This window comes from Streptomyces sp. W1SF4 (assembly GCF_003950035.1).
Lineage (GTDB): Bacteria > Actinomycetota > Actinomycetes > Streptomycetales > Streptomycetaceae > Streptomyces > Streptomyces racemochromogenes.
Map to the genome: position 1 here is coordinate 434,878 of NZ_CP034351.1, position 23,335 is coordinate 458,212.

Annotated in this window: 23 protein-coding genes and 3 pseudogenes; 15 read left to right on the forward strand and 11 right to left on the reverse strand. The window is 70.5% G+C overall.

What is annotated here, in order from left to right; translation table 11 throughout:
* The first annotated feature begins 1,405 nt into the window (after nt 1-1,405).
* The 4 genes from D1J60_RS35900 (at nt 1,406) to D1J60_RS35915 (ending at nt 3,189) form a co-directional block, all read left to right on the forward strand.
* Entirely contained in the window at nt 1,406-1,681 is a 276-nt protein-coding gene (locus D1J60_RS35900; protein WP_125824675.1) for a hypothetical protein, read from the forward strand.
* Nucleotides 1,678-2,049, forward strand: coding sequence for a DUF6247 family protein (locus D1J60_RS35905; protein ID WP_125824676.1), 372 nt, complete (start codon nt 1,678-1,680; stop codon nt 2,047-2,049). The genes D1J60_RS35900 and D1J60_RS35905 overlap by 4 nt, the downstream gene beginning before the upstream one ends.
* A complete protein-coding gene (locus D1J60_RS38930; protein WP_347147217.1) occupies nt 2,046-2,846 on the forward strand; it encodes an arylamine N-acetyltransferase in 801 nt (266 codons plus the stop codon). The genes D1J60_RS35905 and D1J60_RS38930 overlap by 4 nt, the downstream gene beginning before the upstream one ends.
* Before the next feature lie 139 nt (nt 2,847-2,985).
* Nucleotides 2,986-3,189, forward strand: a complete 204-nt coding sequence (locus D1J60_RS35915; RefSeq protein WP_125824677.1) for an EF-hand domain-containing protein — start codon at nt 2,986-2,988, stop codon at nt 3,187-3,189.
* A 147-nt stretch (nt 3,190-3,336) separates the two neighbouring features.
* Here D1J60_RS35915 and D1J60_RS35920 read toward each other — a convergent pair whose 3' ends face one another.
* Entirely contained in the window at nt 3,337-4,908 is a 1,572-nt protein-coding gene (locus D1J60_RS35920) for an alpha/beta hydrolase (RefSeq protein WP_125824678.1), read from the reverse strand.
* A gap of 214 nt (nt 4,909-5,122) precedes the next feature.
* Here D1J60_RS35920 and D1J60_RS35925 point away from each other — a divergent pair, with 214 nt between their 5' ends.
* Nucleotides 5,123-5,578, forward strand: coding sequence for a DUF3592 domain-containing protein (locus D1J60_RS35925; protein ID WP_164721118.1), 456 nt, complete (start codon nt 5,123-5,125; stop codon nt 5,576-5,578).
* Between the two features lie 371 nt (nt 5,579-5,949).
* Here the strand turns inward: D1J60_RS35925 and D1J60_RS38935 are convergent.
* Nucleotides 5,950-6,354: pseudogene (locus D1J60_RS38935) on the reverse strand (hypothetical protein); the annotation flags it as partial.
* Between the two features lie 71 nt (nt 6,355-6,425).
* On the opposite strand from D1J60_RS38935, the pseudogene D1J60_RS38485 reads away from it, so the two are divergent.
* Nucleotides 6,426-6,686 (forward strand): annotated as a pseudogene (locus D1J60_RS38485) (ATP-binding protein); the annotation flags it as partial.
* A 392-nt stretch (nt 6,687-7,078) separates the two neighbouring features.
* On the opposite strand, the gene D1J60_RS35935 reads toward D1J60_RS38485, so the two are convergent.
* From D1J60_RS35935 to D1J60_RS35945, 3 genes are all read right to left on the reverse strand, one after another.
* Entirely contained in the window at nt 7,079-7,600 is a 522-nt protein-coding gene (locus D1J60_RS35935; protein ID WP_125824680.1) for a hypothetical protein, read from the reverse strand.
* A gap of 14 nt (nt 7,601-7,614) precedes the next feature.
* Nucleotides 7,615-8,157: a matrixin family metalloprotease gene (locus D1J60_RS35940; RefSeq protein WP_125824681.1), complete on the reverse strand. Its 543-nt coding sequence runs from the start codon at nt 8,155-8,157 to the stop codon at nt 7,615-7,617.
* 1,257 nt (nt 8,158-9,414) lie between these two features.
* Complete coding sequence (locus D1J60_RS35945) at nt 9,415-10,044, reverse strand: winged helix-turn-helix transcriptional regulator (RefSeq protein WP_125824682.1); 630 nt, start codon at nt 10,042-10,044, stop codon at nt 9,415-9,417.
* Nucleotides 10,045-10,125: 81 nt separating this feature from the next.
* On the opposite strand from D1J60_RS35945, the gene D1J60_RS35950 reads away from it, so the two are divergent.
* From D1J60_RS35950 to D1J60_RS35960, 3 genes are read left to right on the forward strand one after another with little or no spacing between them, the layout of a single operon-like run.
* Nucleotides 10,126-10,878 carry an MBL fold metallo-hydrolase gene (locus D1J60_RS35950; protein WP_125824683.1) on the forward strand — a complete coding sequence of 251 codons (753 nt, stop codon included), beginning with the start codon at nt 10,126-10,128 and terminating at the stop codon, nt 10,876-10,878.
* A gap of 23 nt (nt 10,879-10,901) precedes the next feature.
* Complete coding sequence (locus D1J60_RS35955) at nt 10,902-11,546, forward strand: NAD(P)H-binding protein (protein ID WP_125824684.1); 645 nt, start codon at nt 10,902-10,904, stop codon at nt 11,544-11,546.
* Between the two features lie 3 nt (nt 11,547-11,549).
* Complete coding sequence (locus tag D1J60_RS35960) at nt 11,550-12,767, forward strand: multidrug effflux MFS transporter (RefSeq protein WP_347147218.1); 1,218 nt, start codon at nt 11,550-11,552, stop codon at nt 12,765-12,767.
* Nucleotides 12,768-13,090: 323 nt separating this feature from the next.
* On the opposite strand, the gene D1J60_RS35965 is transcribed toward D1J60_RS35960, so the two are convergent.
* The gene (locus tag D1J60_RS35965; RefSeq protein WP_125824685.1) at nt 13,091-13,438 is read right to left on the reverse strand and encodes a VOC family protein; all 348 of its coding nucleotides are present in this window, start codon (nt 13,436-13,438) and stop codon (nt 13,091-13,093) included.
* Between the two features lie 95 nt (nt 13,439-13,533).
* Here D1J60_RS35965 and D1J60_RS37605 point away from each other — a divergent pair, with 95 nt between their 5' ends.
* Both D1J60_RS37605 and D1J60_RS38490 read left to right on the forward strand, forming a co-directional pair.
* The gene (locus D1J60_RS37605; RefSeq protein ID WP_164721119.1) at nt 13,534-13,707 is read left to right on the forward strand and encodes a hypothetical protein; all 174 of its coding nucleotides are present in this window, start codon (nt 13,534-13,536) and stop codon (nt 13,705-13,707) included.
* A 566-nt stretch (nt 13,708-14,273) separates the two neighbouring features.
* Nucleotides 14,274-14,539, forward strand: a pseudogene (locus D1J60_RS38490) (hypothetical protein).
* A gap of 253 nt (nt 14,540-14,792) precedes the next feature.
* Here D1J60_RS38490 and D1J60_RS35975 read toward each other — a convergent pair.
* Nucleotides 14,793-15,191 carry a hypothetical protein gene (locus D1J60_RS35975; RefSeq protein WP_125824686.1) on the reverse strand — a complete coding sequence of 133 codons (399 nt, stop codon included), beginning with the start codon at nt 15,189-15,191 and terminating at the stop codon, nt 14,793-14,795.
* Between the two features lie 234 nt (nt 15,192-15,425).
* Here D1J60_RS35975 and D1J60_RS35980 point away from each other — a divergent pair.
* Nucleotides 15,426-16,588 (forward strand): IS3 family transposase gene (locus D1J60_RS35980; protein ID WP_125824687.1). Its coding sequence is split into 2 segments (ribosomal slippage): nt 15,426-15,710 and nt 15,713-16,588, totalling 1,161 coding nucleotides; the frame shifts between segments, so codons are not numbered across the junction.
* An 84-nt stretch (nt 16,589-16,672) separates the two neighbouring features.
* Here D1J60_RS35980 and D1J60_RS35985 read toward each other — a convergent pair.
* Both D1J60_RS35985 and D1J60_RS35990 read right to left on the reverse strand, forming a co-directional pair.
* A complete protein-coding gene (locus tag D1J60_RS35985) occupies nt 16,673-17,938 on the reverse strand; it encodes a tetratricopeptide repeat protein (protein ID WP_125824688.1) in 1,266 nt (421 codons plus the stop codon).
* A 499-nt stretch (nt 17,939-18,437) separates the two neighbouring features.
* Nucleotides 18,438-18,689, reverse strand: coding sequence for a hypothetical protein (locus D1J60_RS35990; RefSeq protein ID WP_125824689.1), 252 nt, complete (start codon nt 18,687-18,689; stop codon nt 18,438-18,440).
* Nucleotides 18,690-18,877: 188 nt separating this feature from the next.
* Here D1J60_RS35990 and D1J60_RS35995 point away from each other — a divergent pair, with 188 nt between their 5' ends.
* The 3 genes from D1J60_RS35995 (at nt 18,878) to D1J60_RS36005 (ending at nt 21,633) form a co-directional block, all read left to right on the forward strand.
* The gene (locus tag D1J60_RS35995) at nt 18,878-19,366 is read left to right on the forward strand and encodes a DUF4265 domain-containing protein (RefSeq protein WP_125824690.1); all 489 of its coding nucleotides are present in this window, start codon (nt 18,878-18,880) and stop codon (nt 19,364-19,366) included.
* Nucleotides 19,367-19,576: 210 nt separating this feature from the next.
* On the forward strand, nt 19,577-20,200 hold the full coding sequence (locus tag D1J60_RS36000) for a peptidase inhibitor family I36 protein (RefSeq protein ID WP_125824691.1): 624 nt from the start codon (nt 19,577-19,579) through the stop codon (nt 20,198-20,200).
* Between the two features lie 452 nt (nt 20,201-20,652).
* A complete protein-coding gene (locus D1J60_RS36005; protein WP_125824692.1) occupies nt 20,653-21,633 on the forward strand; it encodes a follicular epithelium yolk protein subunit in 981 nt (326 codons plus the stop codon).
* A 68-nt stretch (nt 21,634-21,701) separates the two neighbouring features.
* On the opposite strand, the gene D1J60_RS36010 is transcribed toward D1J60_RS36005, so the two are convergent.
* Both D1J60_RS36010 and D1J60_RS36015 read right to left on the reverse strand, forming a co-directional pair.
* Nucleotides 21,702-22,664, reverse strand: a complete 963-nt coding sequence (locus D1J60_RS36010) for an IS481 family transposase (RefSeq protein ID WP_164721120.1) — start codon at nt 22,662-22,664, stop codon at nt 21,702-21,704.
* Between the two features lie 163 nt (nt 22,665-22,827).
* Nucleotides 22,828-23,103: an isoamylase early set domain-containing protein gene (locus D1J60_RS36015; RefSeq protein ID WP_125824694.1), complete on the reverse strand. Its 276-nt coding sequence runs from the start codon at nt 23,101-23,103 to the stop codon at nt 22,828-22,830.
* Nucleotides 23,104-23,335 lie beyond the last annotated feature (232 nt).

Here is a 23,335-nt window from a genome sequence, read left to right on the forward strand (position 1 = left end):
TCCCCGGCCAGAGCCCCGGGCAGCCCCCCGGCCAGCACCGTGGCGTACCGGGCACTGTGCGCGGCCCGGTCCAGCTCCCCCAGGGCCAGTTGGGCGTCCACCGCGTGCAGCAGGACACCCGCGGCGAAGGGCGACGACGCCGGCCCGTCCGGGCCGGCCGCGAGCCGGGCGTCCGTGAGCGGCACGAGCCACTCCAGAGCCTCCCGGGGCCGGCCCTCATGCAGCAACGACAGCCCCGTACACAGCCTCAGGCGCATGTCGTCGAGGTCGCGGACCGGCAGCCCGTCCGCCACGGGCAGCTGCTCCCGGGCCGCACCCAGCGTACGCCGGGCCCTGTCCAGAACCTGGGCCCCCGGCGCCCCCTCCCCGGCCCGCGCCAGAGCCAGCGCCTCCCAGCTGTCCAGCAGCACCGCCAGACGCGAGGACGGACGCCGTACGACGGTCCGTGCCGCACCGAGCACCGACAGGGAGTCCTTCGGAGCCCCCGCCACGCCATGGAGCCCGGCCAAATCCGCCAGGCAGACGATGCTCTGGCGCCTCGCCCCCGCGGCGACCGCTGCGCGCAGCGCGGCCAGACCGTAGCGCTCGGCACCCGCGAAGTCCCCCAGGCACGTACTGAGGCAGGCGCACAGCCGGCCGGTCCGCGAGGCGAGGTACAGCAGCCGGGCCCCGGCCCGCCGGTCGTAACCCGCGCCGCCGAGCAGCCCGCTGACCAGCCGATGCTCGGCGCGGGCGGCGTAGAACAACGCGCCCGGCGTGGAGGCCGATCCCGCCTCCTGCGCTTCCAGCGCCTTCAGCCGGGCTTCCACCCGGTCCAGCGATTCCGACGCCACGGCATGCCCCTCGCGTGCGGGCGCCGGCCGCGGACGCTCCAGGGCGGTCAGAGCCTCCTCGACGTGAGCCAGCGGCGCCGGACCGCTCACCACGAGGACGAGAGGAAAGGCACTTCCCTCACCTGCGGCCACGCACTGCGCAGAGCCGCTCCCCGTGGCAACCATCAGCCACGTAGGCCACGCGAACCTCAGCACATCGGCTTCGGGCACACCATGGATACGGGCGATCGCCAGCTGCGCGGTCGGCGACGGCACGACACGGCCCGACTCCCAGCGCGACACCTTCTCCCGCCGCGCCACCAGCGGCCCGAACCCGAGCGCCGCATGGGTATCGGCGAGCAAAACTGTGCGTAATCGGCATGCGACAGGCCGACCGACACCCGAAGTACCGCGAGGGGATGCTGCGCCATCTGCACACGCCCCGTCCACTGGGGCCGCCCTGAACCACCGACCCTCCCAGCCTAGAACCGGGCGCCGATCCATGCAGCCGCCCGCCCAGAGCGCTGGTGGTCTCGCACAGCGGTGTCAAGTGCGGTTGCGGTTGCGGTGTCGGGTGGGGCAGGCTGGTGGCCATGACGGATTCTCCTCGCACGACCCGTGTGGCCCTGGCTCCGGACGAGGCGGCGGAGCTGGACCGCCTGGCGGCGGCCGTGGCCGAGCACGCCGAGGCATTGGAGCAGGCACGTACCGCTTTGGGGCGGGCAGCCGGACGGATCGCGGCCCGCTACGACCGCGGCGGTCCCGCCGCGGTGGCGGTGAAGGTCGGCTGGTCCCGCCAGCACGTGTCCACTCTGGCCGCCGCCCACCGCGCCCAGACCGGAACGGCAGACGGGGTGGAGGCGGCATGAGCACGGCCCCCGAGCACTCCTCCGGAACGCCCGGTCCGCAGCCGCCCGCGACGGCCGAGGACCTGCGCGCGGCCCTGGCCCGGCTGGCTCCGGACGCCGTGCCCACCTTCGACGCCGAACGCGCCACCGCGGTCGCCCGGGCCAGGGAACAGGTCAGCTCCGCCCCCATGCGCCGCTTCCTGCGCCAGTGGGCCCTCTACGTCGCCATCGAACGCCACCCCGACCAGGCCGCCCGCCTGCGCACCCTGGAAGCCAGCGCCGCCCACGCCGCCACCCCGGCCGAAGCCACCGCGATCACCACGGAAATCGGCCACATCCTCGACAAGGCAGCGGCAGAAGCCGGCATCCCACTCGGCGGAGCCGGATGACCGGCTGGCGTTGGGAGTACGACCCCAACGCCGACGAAGTCATCAAGGGCCTGCCCGCCCACGTCACCGCCGAAGCCGAACGCCTCGCGGACGAACTCGTCGCCCTCGCGGACGTCGGCGTCGACATCACCGACATCGGCGAAGGCGGCCGCAAGGGCACCCCCGGCGGCCTGCGCCGCATCCCACTCCTCGACGACGGCTGGTTCTACGCCCTGCCCCTGCCCCGAATGAAGCTGATCGCGATCGTCCGGGTCATCCCGCCCTACACGGACTTCCAGGCGTCCCCGGCCCGGCCGCACTGCGTGCGGGTGCGGCGTACGAGCAGAAGCTCGACGGGCACCGGGCACTGCTGTTCACCCCGGGCGGCACGGTGGCGGTGTGGTCTGCGGGACGGCGAAAGCGTGCGGCGGGATGCCTGGGTGCACACGCTGTTCCCGGAGCCGGGACCGACTCCGGGGACAGCGGGGCCCTGGGTCCTGCGGTGTCTGCGGCCGGACGGCTGGCACGACCTGTACGCGAGCGGGACCGAGCCCCGCTTTCCCGTCGACTACACCGTCACCAGCCACTTCGCCTCCACCCACCCCCTGTCGCCGTTCCACGGCAGGACGCTCGTGCAGAAGTGGTCACCCGACCGCAGAACCATCCTCGACAACCTCGAACTCACCACCCTGCGCCCGGACCTGACCTCCACCAAGCACCAGATCCCGGCCCAGGAACTCCCCCTGCTCCTGGAGCGCGAGTTCGGCATCCACCTCGACGCCGCGGACACCACAGCCCTCGTCGCCCGCCACACCTGATCGAGACTCACCCTGGGCAAGCCATCTGCGGGTGCAGACGCCCATGCCCATCGCCCGGCCGTCAGCGTGATGTTGACGGTGTGGCAGGGTAGTGGGGCATGTGGGCCTTTGGGGCCCGTGAACGCGAGAGGGGTATGTCGTGAACGAGGCTGAGCTCAGGGCGCTGTTCGCCGAGATCGACACGGACGGCGACGGGCGGATCAGCATCGTCGAACTGGCGGAGGGGTTCAAGGCCGAGGGTGCCCAGGGGCACCTCGCCGAAGAGGTCAAGAAGGCCATGAAGGCCGACGCGAACCACGACGGGGTCCTCGACTTCGAGGAGTTCCGCACCCTTCAGAAGTAGCGGCAGGCCTGACAGCCTGGGCAAGCCTTGGCGGAGTCTGGGCAAGCCACCCGCAGGAACGGATTGCCCGCCCTGCTGCGGGGGGCTGGCGCCCCTGGTCCGCGCACGCGCACCCGCAGCCGCACCCGGAACGTGAACCGCGGGCCGCTACCCTGCCTGCTTGACGCAGGTCCGGTCCCTCGCCGGCAGCTTGCCGGTGGCCAGGTACCGGTTGACCTGGTCGTCCACGCACGCGTTGCCGTAGTGCCCGAAGAGGGCGTGCCGGTTGGCGCCCTCCAGGGTGACCAGCCTGGAGCTCGGCAGCTGCTTGCGCAGCTCGACGCTCCCCTTGTACGTCGTACGGGGGTCACCGGTGGCGGCGACGATCAGCGCGGGGACATCGTGCCGCACCCGGGTGGGCTCCTCGCGCGGCGCGTCCCAGAAGGCGCACGGGTTGATGTTGTTGGTCAGTGCGCCGAACAGCGGGTGTGCGGTGCGGTTGCGCTCGATGTCCCGCCAGTAGAGCTCGGGATCGCGTGCGGCGGCCACGTCCCCGCAGATGACGGCGGACTGTGCGCCGGTGGGCTCGCCCTCACCGCGCAGCGCGTACCGGAGCTCCGGGACGAGCGCCGGCGGCACCGTCGTCGGCCGGCCCTCCGCGGCCTTGGCCAGTACGGAAACCAGCTCGCCGAACGAAGCCCGCGCCGGGTCGGTGTCGTCCGCGATGCCCGAGAAGACGAGGAGCGGCACCTGGCTGTCGTCGATCCGGAAGGCGTCGGAGCCGGCGCCGATGGTCAGCGGACCGCGCGCGGCCGCCGCGACGATGCGGTCGACGGCGGCGAGCACCTCGGCGCGGCTGCGGCCGAGGCCGTAGGCGTCGTGGTGCTCCGCGGCCCAGGCGGCCCAGTCGGACAGCGCCTTCTCGTTCTCGCGCTCGGTGCCCTTCAGCAGCCGGGGGCGGTAGTCGCTCGGGTTGATCGCCCCGTCCAGCACCATCCGGTCGTGGCGGCCGGGGAACATCTGCGTGTAGACCGTACCCAGGTAGGTGCCGTACGAGTAGCCCAGGAAGGAGATCTTCCGTTCGCCGAGCGTGCCGCGGATGACGTCCATGTCGCGGGCCGTGTTGCGGGTGGTGATGTGCGGGAGCACCGCGGCGTCGGTGGCCCGGCACTTGTCGGCCAGGCTCTTCTGCAGGGCGACCTGGCGGTCGAAGCCCGCCCGGCCGGTGCCGGCGGACAGCCAGGTCATGCCGACGGGCAAGCCGCAGTCCAGCGCGGTGCTGCGCCCGATGAAGCGCGGGTCGAAGCCGACGATGTCGTAGCGCGCGCCGACCTCCTTCATCGACGCGCGGGCCTGCGGCGGGGACTGGAGCGCGGGGCCGCCCGGACCGCCGTTGTTGAGGAGGATCGCGCCGATGCGGTGGCGGGTGTCGGTGGCCTTGAGCCGGGAGACCGCCACGGTGATCGTGCGCCCCCGGGGGTCGGCGTAGTCCAGAGGCACGGTCACGTCCGCGCACTGCACGCCTGCCCGGTCCAGATCGCGGCCCGTGGTGTCGTCGGGGCCCTTGACACAACTGCCCCAGCCGAGGTGCTGGCGGTAGTACCGGTCCAGTCCGGCCCCGGCGCTGTCCCGGGCGGGGGTCTCGGCGGCCGCGGCCAGGACGGGGGAGGACGTGAGGCAGGCGGCGAGGGCGAGGCCCACGGCCAGGGCGCGGCGTGCGGCGGGGCTGACCGTGGCCACGGGGTCTCCTTGAGCATCGTCCGCTTCGTGTGATCGCATGCCCCGAGGCTAGGAACCCGCCCTGGTACGGCACATCGCCCAAGGGCACGAGGACTCCGGTCCCGTCCACCCCCGATCCGGGACCAGCGGCCCGGTCGGGCCTCCTCCTACAGGAGGAGATCGCCGCACTGGCATGCTGTCAGGAGTCCTCCGGCTCCAGAATCGAGACGACCCTGTGTCCACTTCCCAGATCCTCTGGCTCCTCGCATCGGTCTTCACCGCCGCGGGGTCGGTCGTCGGCGTCGTCGCCTCCCTCAAGATCCGGCGCGTTCGGTTTCTGCTGAGGGAGGGCAGCACCGCGCGGGGCGTGGTGACACGTCTCGAGGAGACCCGGATGGCGCCGGCCTCGGATGCCGTCAGCACCAGCCGGAGCGTTGGAACCACCGTGTACTACCCGGTCATCAGCTGGAGCACGGGCGACGGACGCGCAATGGAAACCAGGACGGGCATCGCCCGGCCCAAGGACCGGACCCTTCCCGTCGGCGCCCGCGTCGAGGTCCGGTACGACCAGGCAGACCCGTCACGCTGGATCCTCCCGGCCGAGGGCACCGGCTTCTGGTGGCTGTTCAGCGCACTGGGCGCGGTGTTCGTCGCGATAGGGCTGGGGCTCGCCCTGGGAGGCCTGTTGTAAAGGAGGGGAGCTCGTCTGCAGTCCGGCTCCCCACGCGCAGATGCGCCGAGCCGTATCTTCCGACTCTGCCAGGCCCGGCCGTCTCTTCCGGATCCTGCTCCCCCGGCTACTGCTGGGCGGTGCCCCCAGACCAGCACGGCCCGGCCCGGCACCGCACCACACCTCGCCGCCTTGGCGGAGCACCAAGTACCCCCAGTACGCGGGCGCCCCGCCCAGCGGTAGCCGGGGAAGAAGCGGCCTTTACCCACAAGCTCCGGAAGGGACGGCCTGGGCCGCCTGCGGGTGCCGCACCGGATACCCGAACCAACCTCAAGGCTCTCCCGCAGTTCCTCCGCGGCCGCGTCCACGGGCGTCGACGAGGCTCCCGTCCACGCCGCGTGCCCGTCCGGACGGACGAGGACCGCGCGGGCGCGCTCCAGGCCGTCCGCGCGGGTACGGGCGACGGCGACCCGGTCCGCCCAGGGCCGGACGGCGGCGGAGAGGGCCTGCGCGCCCTCCGTGCCGTCGAGCAGCAGTGCGCCGCCGGCCGACCGGGTCAGCAGCGCCGTGAGGCTGTCCCCACCGTCCTCGCGAGCGACTTCGGATCCACCGATTACACCTTCACCCGGCCCGCCGGGGAGCAGAGCCGCTTGTGGCAGGCGATGCTGCCCAGCTGCCGCACCCCCCGCGTCATGGTCGGCTACACGCCGATCCCCCTTGCGCGTGACTTCGCGATGGCCATGCCGTGGTTCGGCTCCCAGCTCGGCGACGAACGTGGCGGCCTCTACGGCCTCCAGCTCGTCTCCGGCGGCGCCCGCCCCGTCCTGATCGACCCTGCCCGTGCCCCCGCGAGAACGCCTCCGCGTCGATGGCGTGGCTCGGCGAGCTCGGCGCCGTCTGCAACGTCCTCGCCCGCGGCCACCAGCTCGGCCGCCCGGGCTCCCGCGTCCGCGCCGTCATCGTCGACCGCACCACCGACCAGGAATGGGCCCGCTTCGCGAAGGCCTGCCCCGGCACCACCCAGCTGATCCGCATCGACCACACCGCCGAGGTCTCCCTCGACCCCCTGCGCCTCTACGCGAAGCACAGCCCCGAGGTCGCGGCCCGCTTCAGCGACTCCTTCCTGACCCTGCTCCTCGGGGTACGCCCGATGGCCCTCGAAGTCGCCGAGGTCATCCTCGACGCCAACCCCACCCGAAGGAGAAGAGCGGGTCGGGTACCGGCCGCGCGAGCGACTGCCCCTCGGCCCCTCGGCCCCTCGGTCCCTCGGCCCCTCGGCCCCTCGGCCCCTCGGCGGGAACGGGCTTCCACTCCTTCAGCAGCCCGCGGTGCTCCAGCTCGGCGCGCAGCCAGGGCGCCAGCCCGAGCGGCACGTGTCGGCCGGTGCCGCCCGGACTCCCCCCGCTCGTACCGCCCGGCACGGAGAGGGGCCTGCCCGGCCCAGCGCTCGGCGCGCCGCAGCAGGGCCAGCTGCTCCCGCTCGGTCTCCTCGGGGGCCTTTGCACCTCGGCGGGGGCCCGGTCAACCGTTCACGATGTCGTTGCAGGCCGACACCGGCGCCACGGCGGTCTTCTGGGCGTCCCGCCAGTGTGCGGTTTCGCCCTCCACGCCGCGTTTGGCCGGCGTCACGTATCCGGCCCACGGGCCCTGGCCGTCGCTGTCCATCGTCTCGATGCCCACGACGTACTGCTTGCCGGGTTCGAGGACGGCGTACAGCGGGTCGTCGTCGACGTACCGCCCGGCCGCCGTGCCGCCCTTCGTGACGCCCTGGGTCAGGGTCAGCCGCTCGGGCACGGAGCCCTTCAGCGTCTTGAGGGACTTCACCTCGCTGGTGAGGAACGAGCTGCCGCCTTCGTTGTCCCAGCCCCGCGTGTTCGTCACGACCTCGACGACCGCCATGTCGGGGAACTCGCTGGCGACGACGGGATCCTTCGTCAGGTCGGCGCCGCAGACGGCATGGGTGGAGGAGGCCCCGCCTGCGACCGCGTACCAGCCGCCGCCGGCGAGCAGCAGTCCGCCGGCCAGGCCTGCGGCAGTCCACATCCGTGCACCCATGATCAGCCCCACAGTTTCTTGTAGTTGGCTTTGTCAACGGCTTGCGGCACGTCGAAGTTCTCCTGCACGTTGGGCCACATCAGAGAGTCGGTGGTCGCGTGCGCCTTGTGGCACAGGCCGAGCGCGTGCCCCAGCTCGTGCGCGGCGACGCTGCGGCGCTTCTTCGGCGAGTAGCTCTTCATCTTGGCCTTGCTGAACTTGATGTAGTCCGTGAAGCCGGGCGCGGCGCGGTACTGCCACTCGCCGGCCGCTCCGCCGCTCAGGCTGTCGACGTCTGCGAATTCGAGGTCGTTGACGGTCGTCGCGGAGTCCTTGAGGATTTTGGTCTTCGCTCCGGCGTACTGCCAGGCGGCGATGGCGTGCTTGATCTCGGGGTCGTACTCCGAGACCTCGGTGTACCGCAGCTCGCTGCCGTCGACGGAGCTGTGGGACTTGGATTCGGACTCGCCCTTGACGCACGGCGCCGGATCCACGGCGTGTGCCGGGCCGGGCGCGAGGAGGAGCAGGGCGGCGGCCGTCGACAACGCGGTGAGGGGACGCTTCATCCTGTCCACGTTAGGGCCCGGCCGGAGTGGCCGATCGTTTCCTCGGACCGGTGAAGACAGAATCTCGACGGGGCGAGAGGGACACCGAAGGTAAGCGAACACGAGGTGGGCGAGGACGGCGGCGGTGAGCGGGCGGAGTTCGAGGCCCGCGGCCGGTGCGGGGCGTTGTCGACCTCGTGCATATGTCCTTCTGCGACTCCTCCGGGCTCAACGCCCCCCACCGCCAGCAACCTCGCCGCCGAACACGGCCCGAGCGCGACCAACTGGGCGTCATGCTCAACACCTGCGGCTGAACCCGGCTCCGTAGACCTCGGTACGCGGCCGCGGCGGCGCCTCGCCGCCTGGCCACGACCAGGTCTGAGAGCTTCTGACGCCCAAGCCGGGCTGTCCACCACACCCGGTGGCGGCTCACGGTTCAAGCGCTGTTGTTCCCGTCGAACACGACGGTCGCGATCACGTCTGTCGCGTCGGACGGTGAAGCGATACGCGTCGAGGCACGGGGCACCGCGAGCGGCGCTTGCTGTCCTGCGTGCAGGGGCTGGTCAGCTCGGGTCCACGGCTCCTACCGGCGTTTCCCCACAGATCTGGCCTGCGATGGGCGGTCGTGCGTGCTGTTGCCGAAGGCCCGCCGGGTCCTCCGTGCAGCCCCGGCCTGTCCGAGGCGCACGTTCGTCGAGCAGGTAGCGGGACTGACCAGGCGCCACAGCCGTACCACCGAGCGCCTGCGGTCCACGATGAGCAAGGTCGGGCTGGCCCTTGCCGGTCGGGCCGGTGCACGACTCGCCGCGCATCCGGGCATCGTGACCAGCCGCAACACGCTGCTGCGGCGAGTGATGGATCTGTTGCGCCGCGGCCATGTCTACGGAACGGTCGTGATCGACGCCGAGACCCACCGGGTTCTCGACCTGCTGCCCGAGCGTGATGCCGCCACCCTCGTCCCCTGGCTCGCGGCCCACCCTGGAATCGCCACCGCTCCAGCCTGCGTGACCTGCCGCTGCCAGCCCCTGAGCTGGAACCCCTCTGGGAGACAGCGGCAGGAGAAGCCGCGCCCAGGGCATGAGCCTGCGGGCTGTCCGCACGGCATCTGGGCTGGGGCCGACACACCGTCCAGCGATACGCCCGTGCCACATCCCACATCCTGGCAGGACATGGTCAAGGGACGAAGGCGGCAGCTTCCGAGCGAGAGCCGTCCAAGCCGGAACACGCGACCCCTCGACATGCGGGCCTACCGGTCTACCAGTCTCTCTCACACCCGGATCAGCGGGGCAGGATGCGCAGGACTGCCTCGCGTTCGCCGCTGAGCCGCAGGCCTTGCTGCACTGCGGTGCTCAGATCGATGTCGCCGAGCAGGGTCGCGGCCAGCAGGTGCGGCGGTCCGGTCAGTGACGCGGTGGGGTGGTCGACCTGGCCGGCGTGGGTGTGCACCGAGCCGTCCTTGACTTCGATGACCAGGTCTTCGTTGCCGTCGGCGTGCAGTTGCAGGGCGATTGCCGGCTGGTCGGGGCGGTGGTCGGTCAGTGCCCGGGCGGGCATGTCCAGCCAGTGGGTGCGGAAGGTTTCGCTGCCGCCCGGCTCACGCAACAGCGGCACGCCCCACCGGCTCAGCTCCCGCAGCACCGGCTCCAGCTCGCGGCCACGCTCGGTGAGGGAGAACAGGGTGGTGGCCACCGGCGGCGGGGCGGCCTCGCGGTGGACCAGGCCGGCTTCCTCGAGTTCGCGGAGCCGGTCGACCAGCAGGTTGCTGGCGATCCCGGGCAGCCCGTTGCGCAGGTCGGTGTGCCGGCACGGACCCAGGGCGAACAGTTCACGGACGATCAGCAGGGTCCACCGGTCGCCGATGGTGTCCAGTGCTTTCGCGATGCCGCAGTACTGCCCGTAGGTGCGCATGCCACCACCCTACCTCGCCGCGTTGAGATTCAAAACTTGCTTGTTGACTTTCTCAACAACGTCGGTCTAGCGTCGCCGCCCATGACCACCACCCTTTCCGTGCGCCGACTGGCCTGGGCCGGCGTCGAGATCCGTCTCGGCGACACCCGCCTGCTGATCGACCCGCTCGAAAACGTCGCTCCGCTGGCGCCGGTGATGGGGCCGCCGCACCGGCCGGTCGACCCGGTCGACACCCCGCCCGGCACCCACGCCCTGATCACCCACCTGCACCCCGACCACTACGACCACGACCTGATCGCCCGGATCGCGGCGACCGGAACGATCGGCTGCCACACCCCGAGCGCGGCGGCGCTGCACGAGGCGGGCATCACCCCCGTTGCCCAGGACCTGGGCCGGTCACGCCGCATCGGAGAGCTGACGGTCACCCCGGTGACCTCGCTGGACTGGCGCGGCAACGACTGTGACCAGGTCGCCTGGGTCGTCGAAGGCGCCGGCCGGCGGGTCATCCACTGTGGCGACACCCAGTGGCACGGCAGCTGGTGGCAGATCGCCCGCGACCACGGCCCGTTCGACGTCGCGTTCGTCCCGGTCAACGGCGTCATCGCCCACTTCGAGGGCTACGCGGCCAACGTCCCGGCGACCATGACCCCCGAGCAGGGCGTCGAGGCCGCCGTCGCACTCGGCGCCGGCACCGTCTGCGCCATGCACTACGGCCTGTTCCACAACCCGCCGTTCTACACCGAACAACCCGACATCGAGCAGCGCTTCCAGCACGCCGCCGACGAGCGCGGCATCACCGCGGCCATCGTCGCCGACGGCCGGCCCGTCCTGTGACCATCAGAAACAAGGAGCAGCACATGAAGATCGTCCTGTTCGGTGCCGGCGGCAACATCGGCCGGCCCGCCACCGAGGAACTACTGCGGCGCGGCCACACCGTCACCGCGGTCACCCGGGCCGGCCACGTCGACGGACTGGGGCACAAGGCCCTGACCGTGACCACCGGTGACGTCACCGACCCCGCGGCGGTCGCCGGCCTCGCCGCCTCCCACGACGCCGTACTGTCGGCCGTCGGCCCCCGGATCGGCCAGGAGAACGACCGCGCCACGATCGTCGGTGCCGCCCGTGCGCTGATCGACGGACTCCGCCGGGCCGGCGTTACCCGCCTGGTCACCATCGGTGGTGCCGGCAGCCTGCGCACGCCGGCCGGCGCCCGGGTCATGGACGACCCGGACTTCCCCGCGCTGTGGAAGGCCAACGCCGAGGCCCAGTCCGAAGCGCTCGACCTCTACCGCGGCGTGCACGACCTCGACTGGACGTACGTGTCGCCCGCCGCGGTCATCGGAGCGGGCGAGCGGACCGGGACCTACCGCAGCGCCGGGGACACCCTGCTCACCGACGACGACGGCAACAGCCGCATCTCGTACGCCGACTACGCGATCGCCTTGGCCGACACGATCGAGAGCGGCACCGCGATCCGCCGCCGCATCACCGTGGCGTACTGAGCCATGAGCAACGACGCCGCCGGCCGGCAAACCCGGTTCATCGTCCTGCTCGCAGCGCTCGTGGCCCTGGGACCACTGTCCATCGACGGCTACCTGCCCGGACTGCCGGACCTCGCCGGCGACCTGCGCGCCGGCGCCGCGGCTACCCAGCTCACCATCACCGCCTGCCTGGCCGGGCTGGCCATCGGGCAGCTGATCGCCGGGCCGTTGAGTGACACCTACGGCCGGCGGCGTCCGTTGCTGGCGGGCCTCGCCCTCTACACGATCGCCAGCGCGCTCTGCGCGGTGGCGCCCGATCTTGGGACCTTCGTGGGCCTGCGCCTGGTCCAGGGCATCGGCGGGGCGTTCGGCATCGTCATCGCCAACGCCATGGTCCGCGACCGCACCTCCGGAACCCGCACCGCACGTCTCTTCTCCGCACTGACCTTGATCACCGGCCTGGCGCCGGTGTTCGCGCCGGTCCTGGGCAGCCAGCTACTGCGCGTCACGGCCTGGCCGGGGATCTTCGTGAGCCTGGCCGTACTCGGCGCCGTGATGCTGGCGGCCTCCGCCGCAGGACTGCCGGAGACCCGGTCCTCCGCGTCACGCCGGCCGCTGACGGCTGTCGTCGGGCAACTGCTGAGCGACCGGGTCTTCACCGGGTACGTCCTGGCCAACGGCCTGGTCTTCGCGGCGATGTTCGCCTACATCTCCGGCTCGCCGTTCGTCCTGCAGGAAATCCACGGCCTGTCACCGCAGCAGTACAGCGCCGTGTTCGCCGTCAACGCCGCCGGACTCGTTGCGGCCGCCCAGATCAGCGGCCGGCTGGTCGCCCGGGCCGGCGCCCGCGTGCTGCTGCTCGCCGGTCTGCTGGGCGCGACAGCCGGTGGCACCACGGTGCTGGGCGCCGTGCTGACACGGGCACCCCTGCCCGTGCTTCTGATCGGCCTGTTCGTCCTGGTCTCCAGCGTGGGCCTGGTCATGCCGAACGCCGCGGCCCAGGCCCTGGCCGACCACGGCGGACGCCGGGTCGGCAGCTGCTCTGCTCGGCTTCAGCCAGTTCATGATCGGCGGGGCACTTGCTCCGCTGGCCGGCGCAGGTGGCGCCACCGACGCCTTGCCGATGGCAATCATCGTCGCCGTGCTGCCTGCGCTCGCTCTGCTCACACTCGGCGTCCTCACCCGGCCGATGCCCACCGGTGCTGCGCCCGGCCAGGCCGCGCCCACGGCCGGAGCCGGTGACGGGCCGGCCTGTGGCAGCAGGGTGTCGGGGTGCGGGCGGAGGGGGAGCGGGCGCTCTGGTGGATGTTCTCCGGCCGGGCCGGAACGCCGCTGAGGGGTTGCGGCTGTCCGGTGTTCCGGTCACCGCGGGCCGTGGTGCGGGCCGAGCTCGGACTGCTGTCGGCGGACTTCGTCGCGTTCACCGGTGGCAAGGCTGTTTGCTCTCGTCGTTCGGCGTGCACCGGGCCGACGGGTGCGCGGGGTACCACGCGGCCTGGTGGGGGATGCTCTGTGATCAACGAGTGGCTGTGACCAGCGCCTTCCCCGGTCGTGTGGGAGCGGCCTCAGCGGTGGCCCAGCACGTTGACCACCCGGCCGTTGGGGTCGCGGACGAAGAACCGGCGCACACCCCACTCCTCGTCCTGCAAGGGGTGGACGATCTCCGCACCGCTGTCCCGCACGGCCGCATAGGCCGCATCTACGTCGTCCACTTCGATACTCATGTCGGGCGCGATGGGAGCAGTCTTGTCGCAGGTCATAAAGCTGACTTGCGCCGCCGGACTGGACGGGGAGGCGAGCGTCATGATCCAACCGTGGTTCATGACCTCCTCGAAGCCCAGCAGACCATAGAACTCCCGGCTCTCCTGCACAGCCGCTGACTGAATGTTGGGCACGACACGGCGAGCGGCCATCGACGACTCCAGGTGAGAACGGACATGCCTTCGAACCCTCCACAAGTACTACGGCACGCCCTCTGCCGCACACACCTTCGCAAGAAGTCGGGCTGGTGCCCGGCGCGGACTGGCCGGCGACGGTGGGGCAGAGGGTGCTGCTGCAGAGAGCCGGGATCGACCTGCATGCGTTCCTGCCCCATCTCGGCCAGGCAGCCAAGACCGTCTACCAGGTAGTGGAGGCCAACGCCGTGCGCAATCCTCTCGGCGGGCTCCGTCCGGTGGGCTGAGCTGCCGAAGGCAGCGATGCCGGAGGGGTCGGTGCGCGAGGAGGTCCTGGCCTCCTCGGCCTGGCCGGATATGGCGACCATGACGACCCTCCTCGACCGGCAAGGCGTCGACGTCGCGGCGTTCCCGACCACCGCGCACGGCCGGGGGGCGGCGTCGATCAGGCCGTCGCCGCCCTCCTGGCTCAGCCCGGCGCCGCCGCCGCACCCGCGACCGACCCGGCGGCCGGGATACCCGCCGCCCGTTCCGCCTCCGCCGCTTCCGGTCCGGCCTCGGCTGCGGCTTGGGCCTCGGAGCCGGTGGTGACAAGTGCGGACGCCCGCGCGATGCGGGGGACGCTGACTGAAGGACTGACCGTTCCGAACGGCCTGGACCTGTCCGACCTGCCCGCCGCCCTTGAGCAGCTCGGCGTCTCGGGGGCGGCGAACAGCCAGCTGGTGACCATCGCGAAGGACTACATCGGGCTCCGAGCGGGGGAGACCGCTGTGCTGGTGGCCACCTGGGTCTGGCTGCTGCTCGCGGCCCGCATGGCCGGTCAGGTCCTGCGCGCCCTGACCACCCCGAAGGGGTGGATGCTGGGTGGTGGGACCGGTGGGTGTACGGGTCGGAGCCGGACGACGCGGAGCCGGGCCCGCGACCGGGTCACGATTACGTGGAACTGGTGGGCGGCCCCCTCAAGAAGTCGTGGACGGCGCGCTGCTGATATCGGAGCACGGGGAGTTCGGCCCCGGCGGCCGCTGCGACTACGCGCCGGACCAACCGGCCCCTGCCCTGGTGCCGGTGACGTCCGGGGGTTCGTGTCGTAGGCCGCAGTCGGCCTCCCGGGGCCGGTGAGCTGCGGCTACGGTGCGGGTAGCCCGTACCGACGTGGCGTGTTCGGGCCAGGCCCGGTGCCCATCCTGGGGGCAGTACCACCGGGCCGCCCTACATGGAGCAGCGTCAGTGGCCAGTCCCAGGACACCGCACAACACATCCGGCGTGGCGCTGCTGTGCCCGGCAGCCACGACGGGCGGCCCTGGGCGGAACGCATCCCGCCCGGGGCCGTTCGCAATGGTCGAACGAGTCGCTATCCGCGACGGGGAAGGACTCAGCCGCAGCTGAGGCAGTCCCATGCACTCCAGTCTGCGCCGGGAGCGGTGCGGAGCAGGCCCCAGGTCTGGGCGTTGGAGCCCTTGGCGTAGATCACGATGGCGTGGGGGGCGATGTCGGTCCGCTCCCTGATGCTGATCTTGCTCCAGACGGTTCCCCCGAGGGAGTACCAGCCGGACCACTGCCCATTGGTGGTCCAGCGGGTCCACACTGCGTAATCGGTGCCGACCAGGAACTGTTCCCGCTGGTCCCCCGGAAGCGTGTGGTTGGTGACGCCGTACTCGCAGATGTACTGGGCGCCCCCGGTACTGCACGGGGCGGCCTGGGCCGGCGCGGCGGCGACGGCGAGTCCGGCCACGGCGGCGAACGCGAGGATGGCGGCCTTGATCTTCTTCACGGCTGGTGACGCTCCTTCGATGACATGCCGGGAAGCTGTCGGTCAGTCAACTCCCGTACACGTGTTCACCCTAGCCAAGCGCCCCACCCCCTCCGGCACCGGGCCTCTCTGGCGCTTCGAATCACGGACGGGAACCACCCCGCACGAACCGACGAGGTTGCCGGAGGGTCTGCCGCACGATCGGGTGACATCTGAACTGGCTTGCCCTGTAGGGCAGGTGGGAAGGATGTTGCTGTGCCCAAGCCCTATCCGGAACAGTTCCGCCAGGACGTCGTGCGGGTCGCGCGCAACCGCGGTCCGGGCGTGACGGTCGAGCAGGTCGCCACCGACTTCGGTGTCCATCCGATGACGTTGTGGAAATGGATGCGCCGGGCGGACATCGACGACGGGGCCAAGCCCGGAGTGAGCAGTCAGGAGAACGCGGAGCTGCGGGAGGCACGTCGGCGGATCAAGCTGCTGGAGCAGGAGAACGAGGTCCTGCGGCGGGCCGCGGCCTATCTGTCGCAGGCGCATCTGCCGGGAAAAGGATCTACCCGCTCGTGAAGGAGCTGGCCGCGGACGGAACGCCCGTCGCGGTGACGTGCCGGGTGCTGAAGCTCGCGAGGCAGCCGTACTACCGCTGGCTCGACAAGCCGGTGGCCGACGCCGTCCTCGCTCAGGCGTATCGCGCGAACGCGCTCTTCGGCGCCCACCGCGAGGACCCGGAGTTCGGCCACCGCTTCCTGGCCGATGAGGCACGCGATGCCGGGGCGTCGATGGCGGACCGGACCGCGTGGCGGATCTGCCGGGACAACCGCTGGTGGAGCGTGTTCGGCAAGAAACGCGGCCGCGGCGGCAAGGCCGGCCCGCCGGTCCACGACGATCTCGTCCGTCGCGACTTCACCGCGGCCGGCCCGAACCGACTCTGGCTCGCCGACATCACCGAACATGCCACCGGCGACGGCAAGCTGTACCTCTGCGCGATCAAGGATGTCTTCAGCAACAGGATCGTGGGCTACTCCATCGACGCGCGGATGCAGTCCCGCCTGGCCGTGACCGCTCTGGACAACGCCGTGGCCCGGCGCGAACACGTCGACGGATGCATCGTGCACACCGATCGAGGATCGCAATTTCGATCAAGAAAATTCGTCCGGGCACTCGAACGCCACCGGATGGCCGGATCCATAGGGAGAGTCGGGGCAGCCAGCGACAACGCGGCCATGGAGTCCTTCTTCAGCCTGCTGCAGAAGAACGTCCTCGACCGCCGACGCTGGGCCACCCGAGAGGAACTACGAATCGCCATCGTGACCTGGATCGAACGGACCTACCACCGACGCCGCCGACAAGCCGCACTCGGCCGCCTGACACCCGTCGAATACGAGACCGTCATGACCACACCGGACCTCCAGGCCGCGTGACCAAACCTGTCACCCGAACCTGCACCAGACCCCCCGATCGTGCGGCAGACCCGCACTCCATGGGGAGGTCAGTCATCGCGGGAGCTACCCGCGTACTACCTTGGGCCCGTCCAGGCGATCGCGGAGGTGAACGACGGCTTGGTGCGGCTGGCCGCGCCGTACCAGGCGTTCAGCGAGTGCGATGGCACCATCCACCGTTCCGGAGTGAACGAGCTCCTCGTCGGATCTGGCGAACTCGGCCAGCTCCGCTTCGGCATCGACGGCACGGCCGCTCAACTTCATTACCTCGGCCCTCATGAGCGCCTGCTCATGGTGGTTTCCACCGTGGCGAGTGAAGTAGTCGCCGATATAGGCGAGGGCGTCGTCGGCCCGCCCAGCATCGACCAGGATGCGGCAGAGCAGGTGAATGATCCAGTCGCAGTCGCCGCCGGCCGTCTCCGCTACCGTACTCAGCACCTCGACCGCCTCGTCGTGGCGGCCGTGACGGGCAAGGAGCTCGGCGAGGCCGAAGGCCGCATGGGGATCCCCGGTCCCCGCGACCTGTCCGAGCAGGGCAACCGCTTCCGGAATCCGGTCCTGCTCTTCCAACAATTGGGCTAGCGCGGCCAAGGCGTACTCCTCTCCGCCGTCGGCTGGGAACGCGCGCAATTCGGCCTCACGTCCGTGGCGGCCCAGGAGACGGGCAAGCTGCTCGGCGTGGTCTGCGTACACGACACCATCGACACAAACGTGCCTGCCCAGCAGGTGGATTGCCTCGTCGATCCGGCCTTGGAGTTCCAGGAACCTGGTATGCAGAGGGACAGCGTCCACGGCATCCGAGCTCCAGGATTCGAACGGGTCCGTCGGGCCGGACTGGATTTCGGGGAGCAGTGCAGCAATTTCGGCGTCGCGGCCGTGGCCCGCAGCTAGCTCCACCAGTTCCTCGGCGAGCAGCAGGTCTGCGGCCCGCGGTCCGAGCAGGGCGACGACCTGGTCGAAGTGGTCCTGACGAGCCAGCAGCCGCGCCAGGTCGCGCAGGGCGTACCGGTGCCCCGTGTCGGCGAGCGGACGCAGCAACACAATGGCCTCGTCGTGCCGCTCCCACTCGGCGAGCAGCCCGGCGACTGCGTCGACGGCAGGCCACCAGCCGGTGGCCGCGAACGGCTGTAGCAATGCCAGCGCCGTCGTCCGCCCGTCAGGGCCGGACTCGGCAGCGGCCTCGGCAAGCCGACGGGCACAGAACCAGTCACCGTGGGTCGCCGCCTGGCGCAGGACGTCGTGGTGGCCATACTCGTGAAGGAGCGCGGCGACGGTGGGCGGTATCCAGCCGTCGTATGTGCGATGGCGGTGGTCGAGGTCGGATCTGTCCATGGTCGCGAACCCTAACTTGCGCCGCCGACACGACCAGCACATCCAGGAGCCTCGTGAGGAAAGCAACTCAGTCAGTACCGCCCCGCCTGAATCCATACCTGTGATCGGCTGGCTCACTGACACCTGTGCGCCCGGCGGCTACAGCGAGGTGAATCCCTCGTTTCAGCGATCCCGCTACACCTGTTGCAATCGCTACAGTGCGTCGTACCGGCGCTGAGCTGTGCGAACGCTCCTTGTGTACGCCAATGCCACACGGATAGCCCCAGAGAACCGCTGTCCGTCGGGCAGGAGCAGCGTGATCGGTGCGGGTGGTGGCGGGGGTTCGGTCACGGTCAGGGGCGGGCGAACTGCTCCTGCCGGGCCTGCCTACAGGCCGTGCAGAGCGGGTTCCCACCCACCCCGTAGCGGCACGTCGAGGTGTGGCACCGGGCGCAGGGGCCGGTCTGGCTGGGAGCCCAGGTGACGACCTGCGGGCGGGGCTTGGTGGTGGTCTGCTCGCTCATGCTGCTGCCTCCCCTTCCGTCGGGGCGGAGGTGTGGGTGCGGGCGGCGCGCCGCAGCTCGACGCTGCCGGTCCGCCAGGCGGTGGGGGCCGCCCAGTAGGGGTGGGTGCACAGGGTTCCGGAGAGGGCGATCAGCCGGCGCCGCAGCACGGTCGTGCCGGCCCCGGCCTGCGCGAGCTCGGCGTACGTCTGCTGCCACGCCCTTTCGAGCGTGATCAGGTCCTCGGGGAAACGGAACGGTGGTCTCACACCCCTAGTGAAACATGTGTTCGATTTTCTCTGCGAGTGCCACGCTCCCGTCATCGCGGTGGTGGCTGCTGACCCGTCTCGGCGAAGTTTGATCAGTCTCACCGAAGTTTGACGGCCTGCCGATTTGTCTCAACGAACCTTGATTGCCCAGCTCAGCCGCAGTGCAAGAAGATGTTGCCGGGTGGAGCATGATTGGCGCCGTGGAGAACACGGTCGAGAAGGTCAAGGTCTGGTTCCGGTTCGTCCCGCGCGAGGGCTGGTTCCCGCAGGACATCGAGGGCCTGTGGGCTACAAGGCTCAGCGCTGGCACGGCCGTGATCGAGAACGTCCCGTTCCTCCAGGACGGCGTTGCCGAGGGGGACGTCGTACAGTTCCGGACCGACTCAGATGGACTGCACTGGGCTGTCGGGCGGGTCAGCTCAGCCGGCAACTGCACGGTGCGCGTCGTGCCCATCCCCTCCGGGCCTCTGGCCCGCAGCCCTCAGGCGGTGCACCAGCGACTGGCCGCCTTCGACCTCGGCGGCGAGGTCATGAGCGCCGACTTCCCCATGGTGGCCGTCAACGTCCCGGCCGACGCGGACTTCGCCGGCATCAAAGCGCTCCTAGACCAAGGGCAGGACGAAGGCTGGTGGCACTACGAAGTCGGCTGCGGCACCGTCGAGTGGTGGAACGCCTAACCTCCTCGGAGCTCGGCGTCAGCATCCATGTGGACCTGCTCGATCACTGCGGTCGCCTCTCGAAGCAGCGGTCAAACTTCGGTGAGACTGATCAAACTTCGCTGAGACGGGTCAGCTGCGGATCAGCGTTCTGGGCGGCTGGCCTGCGCTAGCGCGGCGTCGTCTGCTGGCTGTCCGTGTCCGTGAGCGGCGCGGTCCGGTTAGGTCGGCATGAAGATCCGTATCGTGCTGACCGGCGTCCTCGCCGCTGCCGCGCTGCCCCTGGCCCTGGCGGGCAACAGCACCGCCGCCCCCGCCGCCGCTCCCACCCCGGAGATCCGGGTGAAGACCGCCCAGGGCCTGGACGCCTGCCCGACAGCGCACCTGTGCCTTTACGAACACGAGCAGTACAACGCCTCCGGACCCGCCCGCATCTGGCTGTTCGGCAACAACGGCGCCGCCGAGCAGGTCGAGTACAACCTGAAGGACAGGCAGCCCGCGCACAAGGGCCGCTCGGCCTTCAACAACACCAAGGCCTACACCGTGACCCTTCGCAACGAGTGGACCATCCAGGAGTCCGCCGACGTCATCGCCCTGGCCCCTGCGGAGAAGCTCCCCAGCCTCGACGTGACGAGCGAGTGGGGCGGCCGCCTGGCCTCCTACAGCCGCACGGAGCAGGGTACGTACCGGTACGACTACAAGCCCCAGGCCGTGAACCTGAACGACCACGTCGGCTCACTCCTCCTGGACAAGGCCCCGCTCGATACCCGGGGCCAAAACCATGCGATGGGGCACTTCCTGCCGGCGGGGCACACGGCGGTCGTGCCCGCCGTGCCCGCCGTGCCAGTCGCCTAGGACTTGTCCGCTTCACGGCCGTGGGCGTACGCGGCTGGTGGGGATGTTCCGAGGGTGGAACGCAGGCACCCGGGCTGGACTTGCTCGGCGTCCGATGCGGCCGGTGGGTTTCCCGAGGGACCCCAGGAGCGGACGCGAAGTTAACGGCGATCTGGGCTAATTGGCGGACATTAGCCCGTTTTCCTGGCGTTGGGGGTTGTACGAGGAGGAGGCTGGGGCCGCAGCAAGGAGGCGTTGATCCATGCGTATCTCGCTCATCGTTTCGAAGAGATGCGTCGTGCCGTCCGGGGGGAGCGTTGGTGCGTCCGATGCCGCCGAGAGGATGGAATACGCCGCTGAGGTGCGTGCCGGAGCCGACAGCAGGCCCCGGTGCCACACATCTGTGCGGTGACGGGAACGCGACGAAGTGGGAAGCGCCGCCTTGGACCGGCAAGTAGAAAGAGGGAAGACACATGGCAGTCGTGACGCCGTTCTCCACCAAGGTCACCGCCGGCGACAGCGAGGCCGAATCCGTCGTCAACGCCATCGGTCAGCAGAAGCACGTCATCACCGACAGCGAGCGGGACGGGTTCAACTGGCCCTGGGGCAGCATCACGGACGCGTGCACCAAGTACATGGGACGGCGCCCCAATGGCGCCTGGATCAAGAGCCCGACCGACCACGACCTGTACAACCGCTACGGGTGGCAGCAGACCACCACGATCCTGAAGGCCACCAAGGCCGAGATCCTCGGGATCAGCAGCAAGCCGACGACGGTGAAGACCGCGACGTTCCGTAACGACTCCAGCGTAGGCGGCAAATTCCACGTCAAGATCACCGAGGAGGTGTCCAACACGGTCAGCAACACCTGGTCCTCGACCAACAGCTTCTCGCTGGAACAGTCGATCTCCTACGAGATCGGCTTCCTGGGCACCGGCGCCGGCGGCGAGACCTCGATGAGCTACACACACACCTGGGGCCAGTCGAAGACCGAGAGTCAGACGATCACACTGGGCTCGGAAACCGGAGTGGAGGTCTGGCTCGACCCCGGTCAGGCGGTGAAGGCCACACTGGTCGCCACCCGCGGCACCATGGAGGTCAAGGTCACCTACGCGGCCACGGTCGAAGGCCGGGTCGCCATGAATTACAACCCCCGGCACAACGGACACCACTTCTGGAACGCCGGCATCAACACCATCCTCCAGGCCGGGGGCCTGAACCGGAGCAAGACCTTCACCGAGACCCTCGAAATCGGCTACTACTCCGATGCCCAGGTCGTGCTGGAGGACGTCAGGACCGGCGAGACGCTGGTCACCATCCCGGTCGACGGTGGCCCTGCCGTCACCCCGGGCGAGGCCCTCTCCTTCGACCTTTCCCCGCAGGCACGAGAGGCCGAGGCCGCCGAAGTAGCGGAAGCGGGCGCCCCTGCTGAACCCGAGCACGCGATCGCGTAACGAGGGAGCGTCCTGCGGGCGAGTGATGACGGCTGTCCGGGGTGGTCGGGTGATCGACCGGACAGGTCCTAGGTGTGTTGTCCGGACAGGTTGGTGCCGCGGCTGGCGGGTGTGTGGCCGCTGATGCCGGTGTGGGGTCGGTGGTAGTTGTACCAGTGCAGCCAGTCGGTGAACGCTTCCATCCGTTCGTGGTCTGAGGTGTGGGGCCGTTGGTAGGCCCATTCCTCGAGCAGGGTGCGGGGGAAGCGTTCGACTTTGCCGTTGGTCTGCGGCCGCCAGGGCCGGGTCCAGCGCGGCTGGATGCCCAGGTCACGGCAGGTTTGGCGCCACGTGTTCTTGCTGTAGGCCCAGGCGTTGTCGGTCAAGACGCGTTCGACGGTGATGCCGTGTGCGGCGAACCAGGCCGTGGCCCGGGTGAGGAAGCCGGCGCAGGTCGGTGCGGTCTCGTCGGGCAGGTCTTCGGTGTAGGCGAGGCGGGTGTGGTCGTCGAGTGCGGTGTGGAGGTAGGCGTATCCGGCGCCGTTGCGGCGGTCCTTGTTGGGGCTGCCGGCCGCGCGGCCCAGGGCTTTGTGGCCGCCGCCGTCCGGGATCCGGCCGAGTTTCTTGACGTCGATGTGGATTAGTTCGCCCGGGCGGGCGCGTTCATATCGGCGGACGGGGTCGCCGGTCGCCCGGTCCAGGGCGGCCAGGGGCGGCAGGCCGTTGCGGACCAGGATGCGGTGGGCGGTCGAGGCCGCGATGCGGCATCGCATGGCCAGCCGCAGCGGGCCGATGCGGTGCTCGCGCCGCAGTCGTAGTACCTCGGCTTCGACCTCGGCCGGTGTCTTTCGCGGCTGGTGGTGGGGTCGGCTGGAGCGGTCACTCATTCCGGCGATGCCGAGCTGCCGGTAGCGGCGGGCCCAGCGGGCCGCGGTGGTGTGGCTGACCTGGAAGCGTTCCGCTGCCCGCCGCACGGGCCAGTCGTCGTCGACGACACAGCGCGCCAGGCGAAGTCGTCCGGTCTCGGTCAGCGGGGCATTACGGTGGACCACGAGGGCCTCCTGATCTAGGTGCAGATGTCGCAATCCACACCGAACCCGGAGGCCCTCACCCATTTCAAGAACCCAGCACGCGTGTCACCAACGTCCCGGGACAACACACCTAGAGCGCCCCGTCCCGGGCAAGGCGCCGGGGGTGCGGTCGGCCGTGTGCCGGTCAGGTGTGGATGCGGCTGTTGGGGCCGTCGTGGCCGTCGGAGGCGGGGTCGTTGAACCAGTAGTCGCCGGCGGCGAGGTAGCGGAAGGAGTGGGCACTGTGGGCCGGGAGGGCGCCGGTGGCCTTACGGGTGCCGTCGCCCTGGTTCTGCAGCGGGTGGGCGGCAGGGTTCCAGTGGTTGAAGTCCCCCACCACGCTCACCGGCCCCTCAGGGGTGTCCCCGGGCAGCCGGAAGGTGACCTGGGTCCGGCCCTTGGCCTGCTTGCGTTCCAGCACGGGCTGTCTCCATTGCAGAAGGTGTCGATGGGCGCGGGCATCCCCGCCCCGCGCGCGGCCGGCCCCGGCGGAACGTGCCGCACGCGGGTATCCAGGTCACCCACCCGGGCTCCGGTGCAAGTACGTCCGTCTACGACCGGACCGGGGAAGCCGGTGGCAGGGACCGGCCGGGGTGGCTGTCGACCGGCCGACCCCGTCCGGTGTGGACCTCTCGTCGCCCTGCCACCCTGCC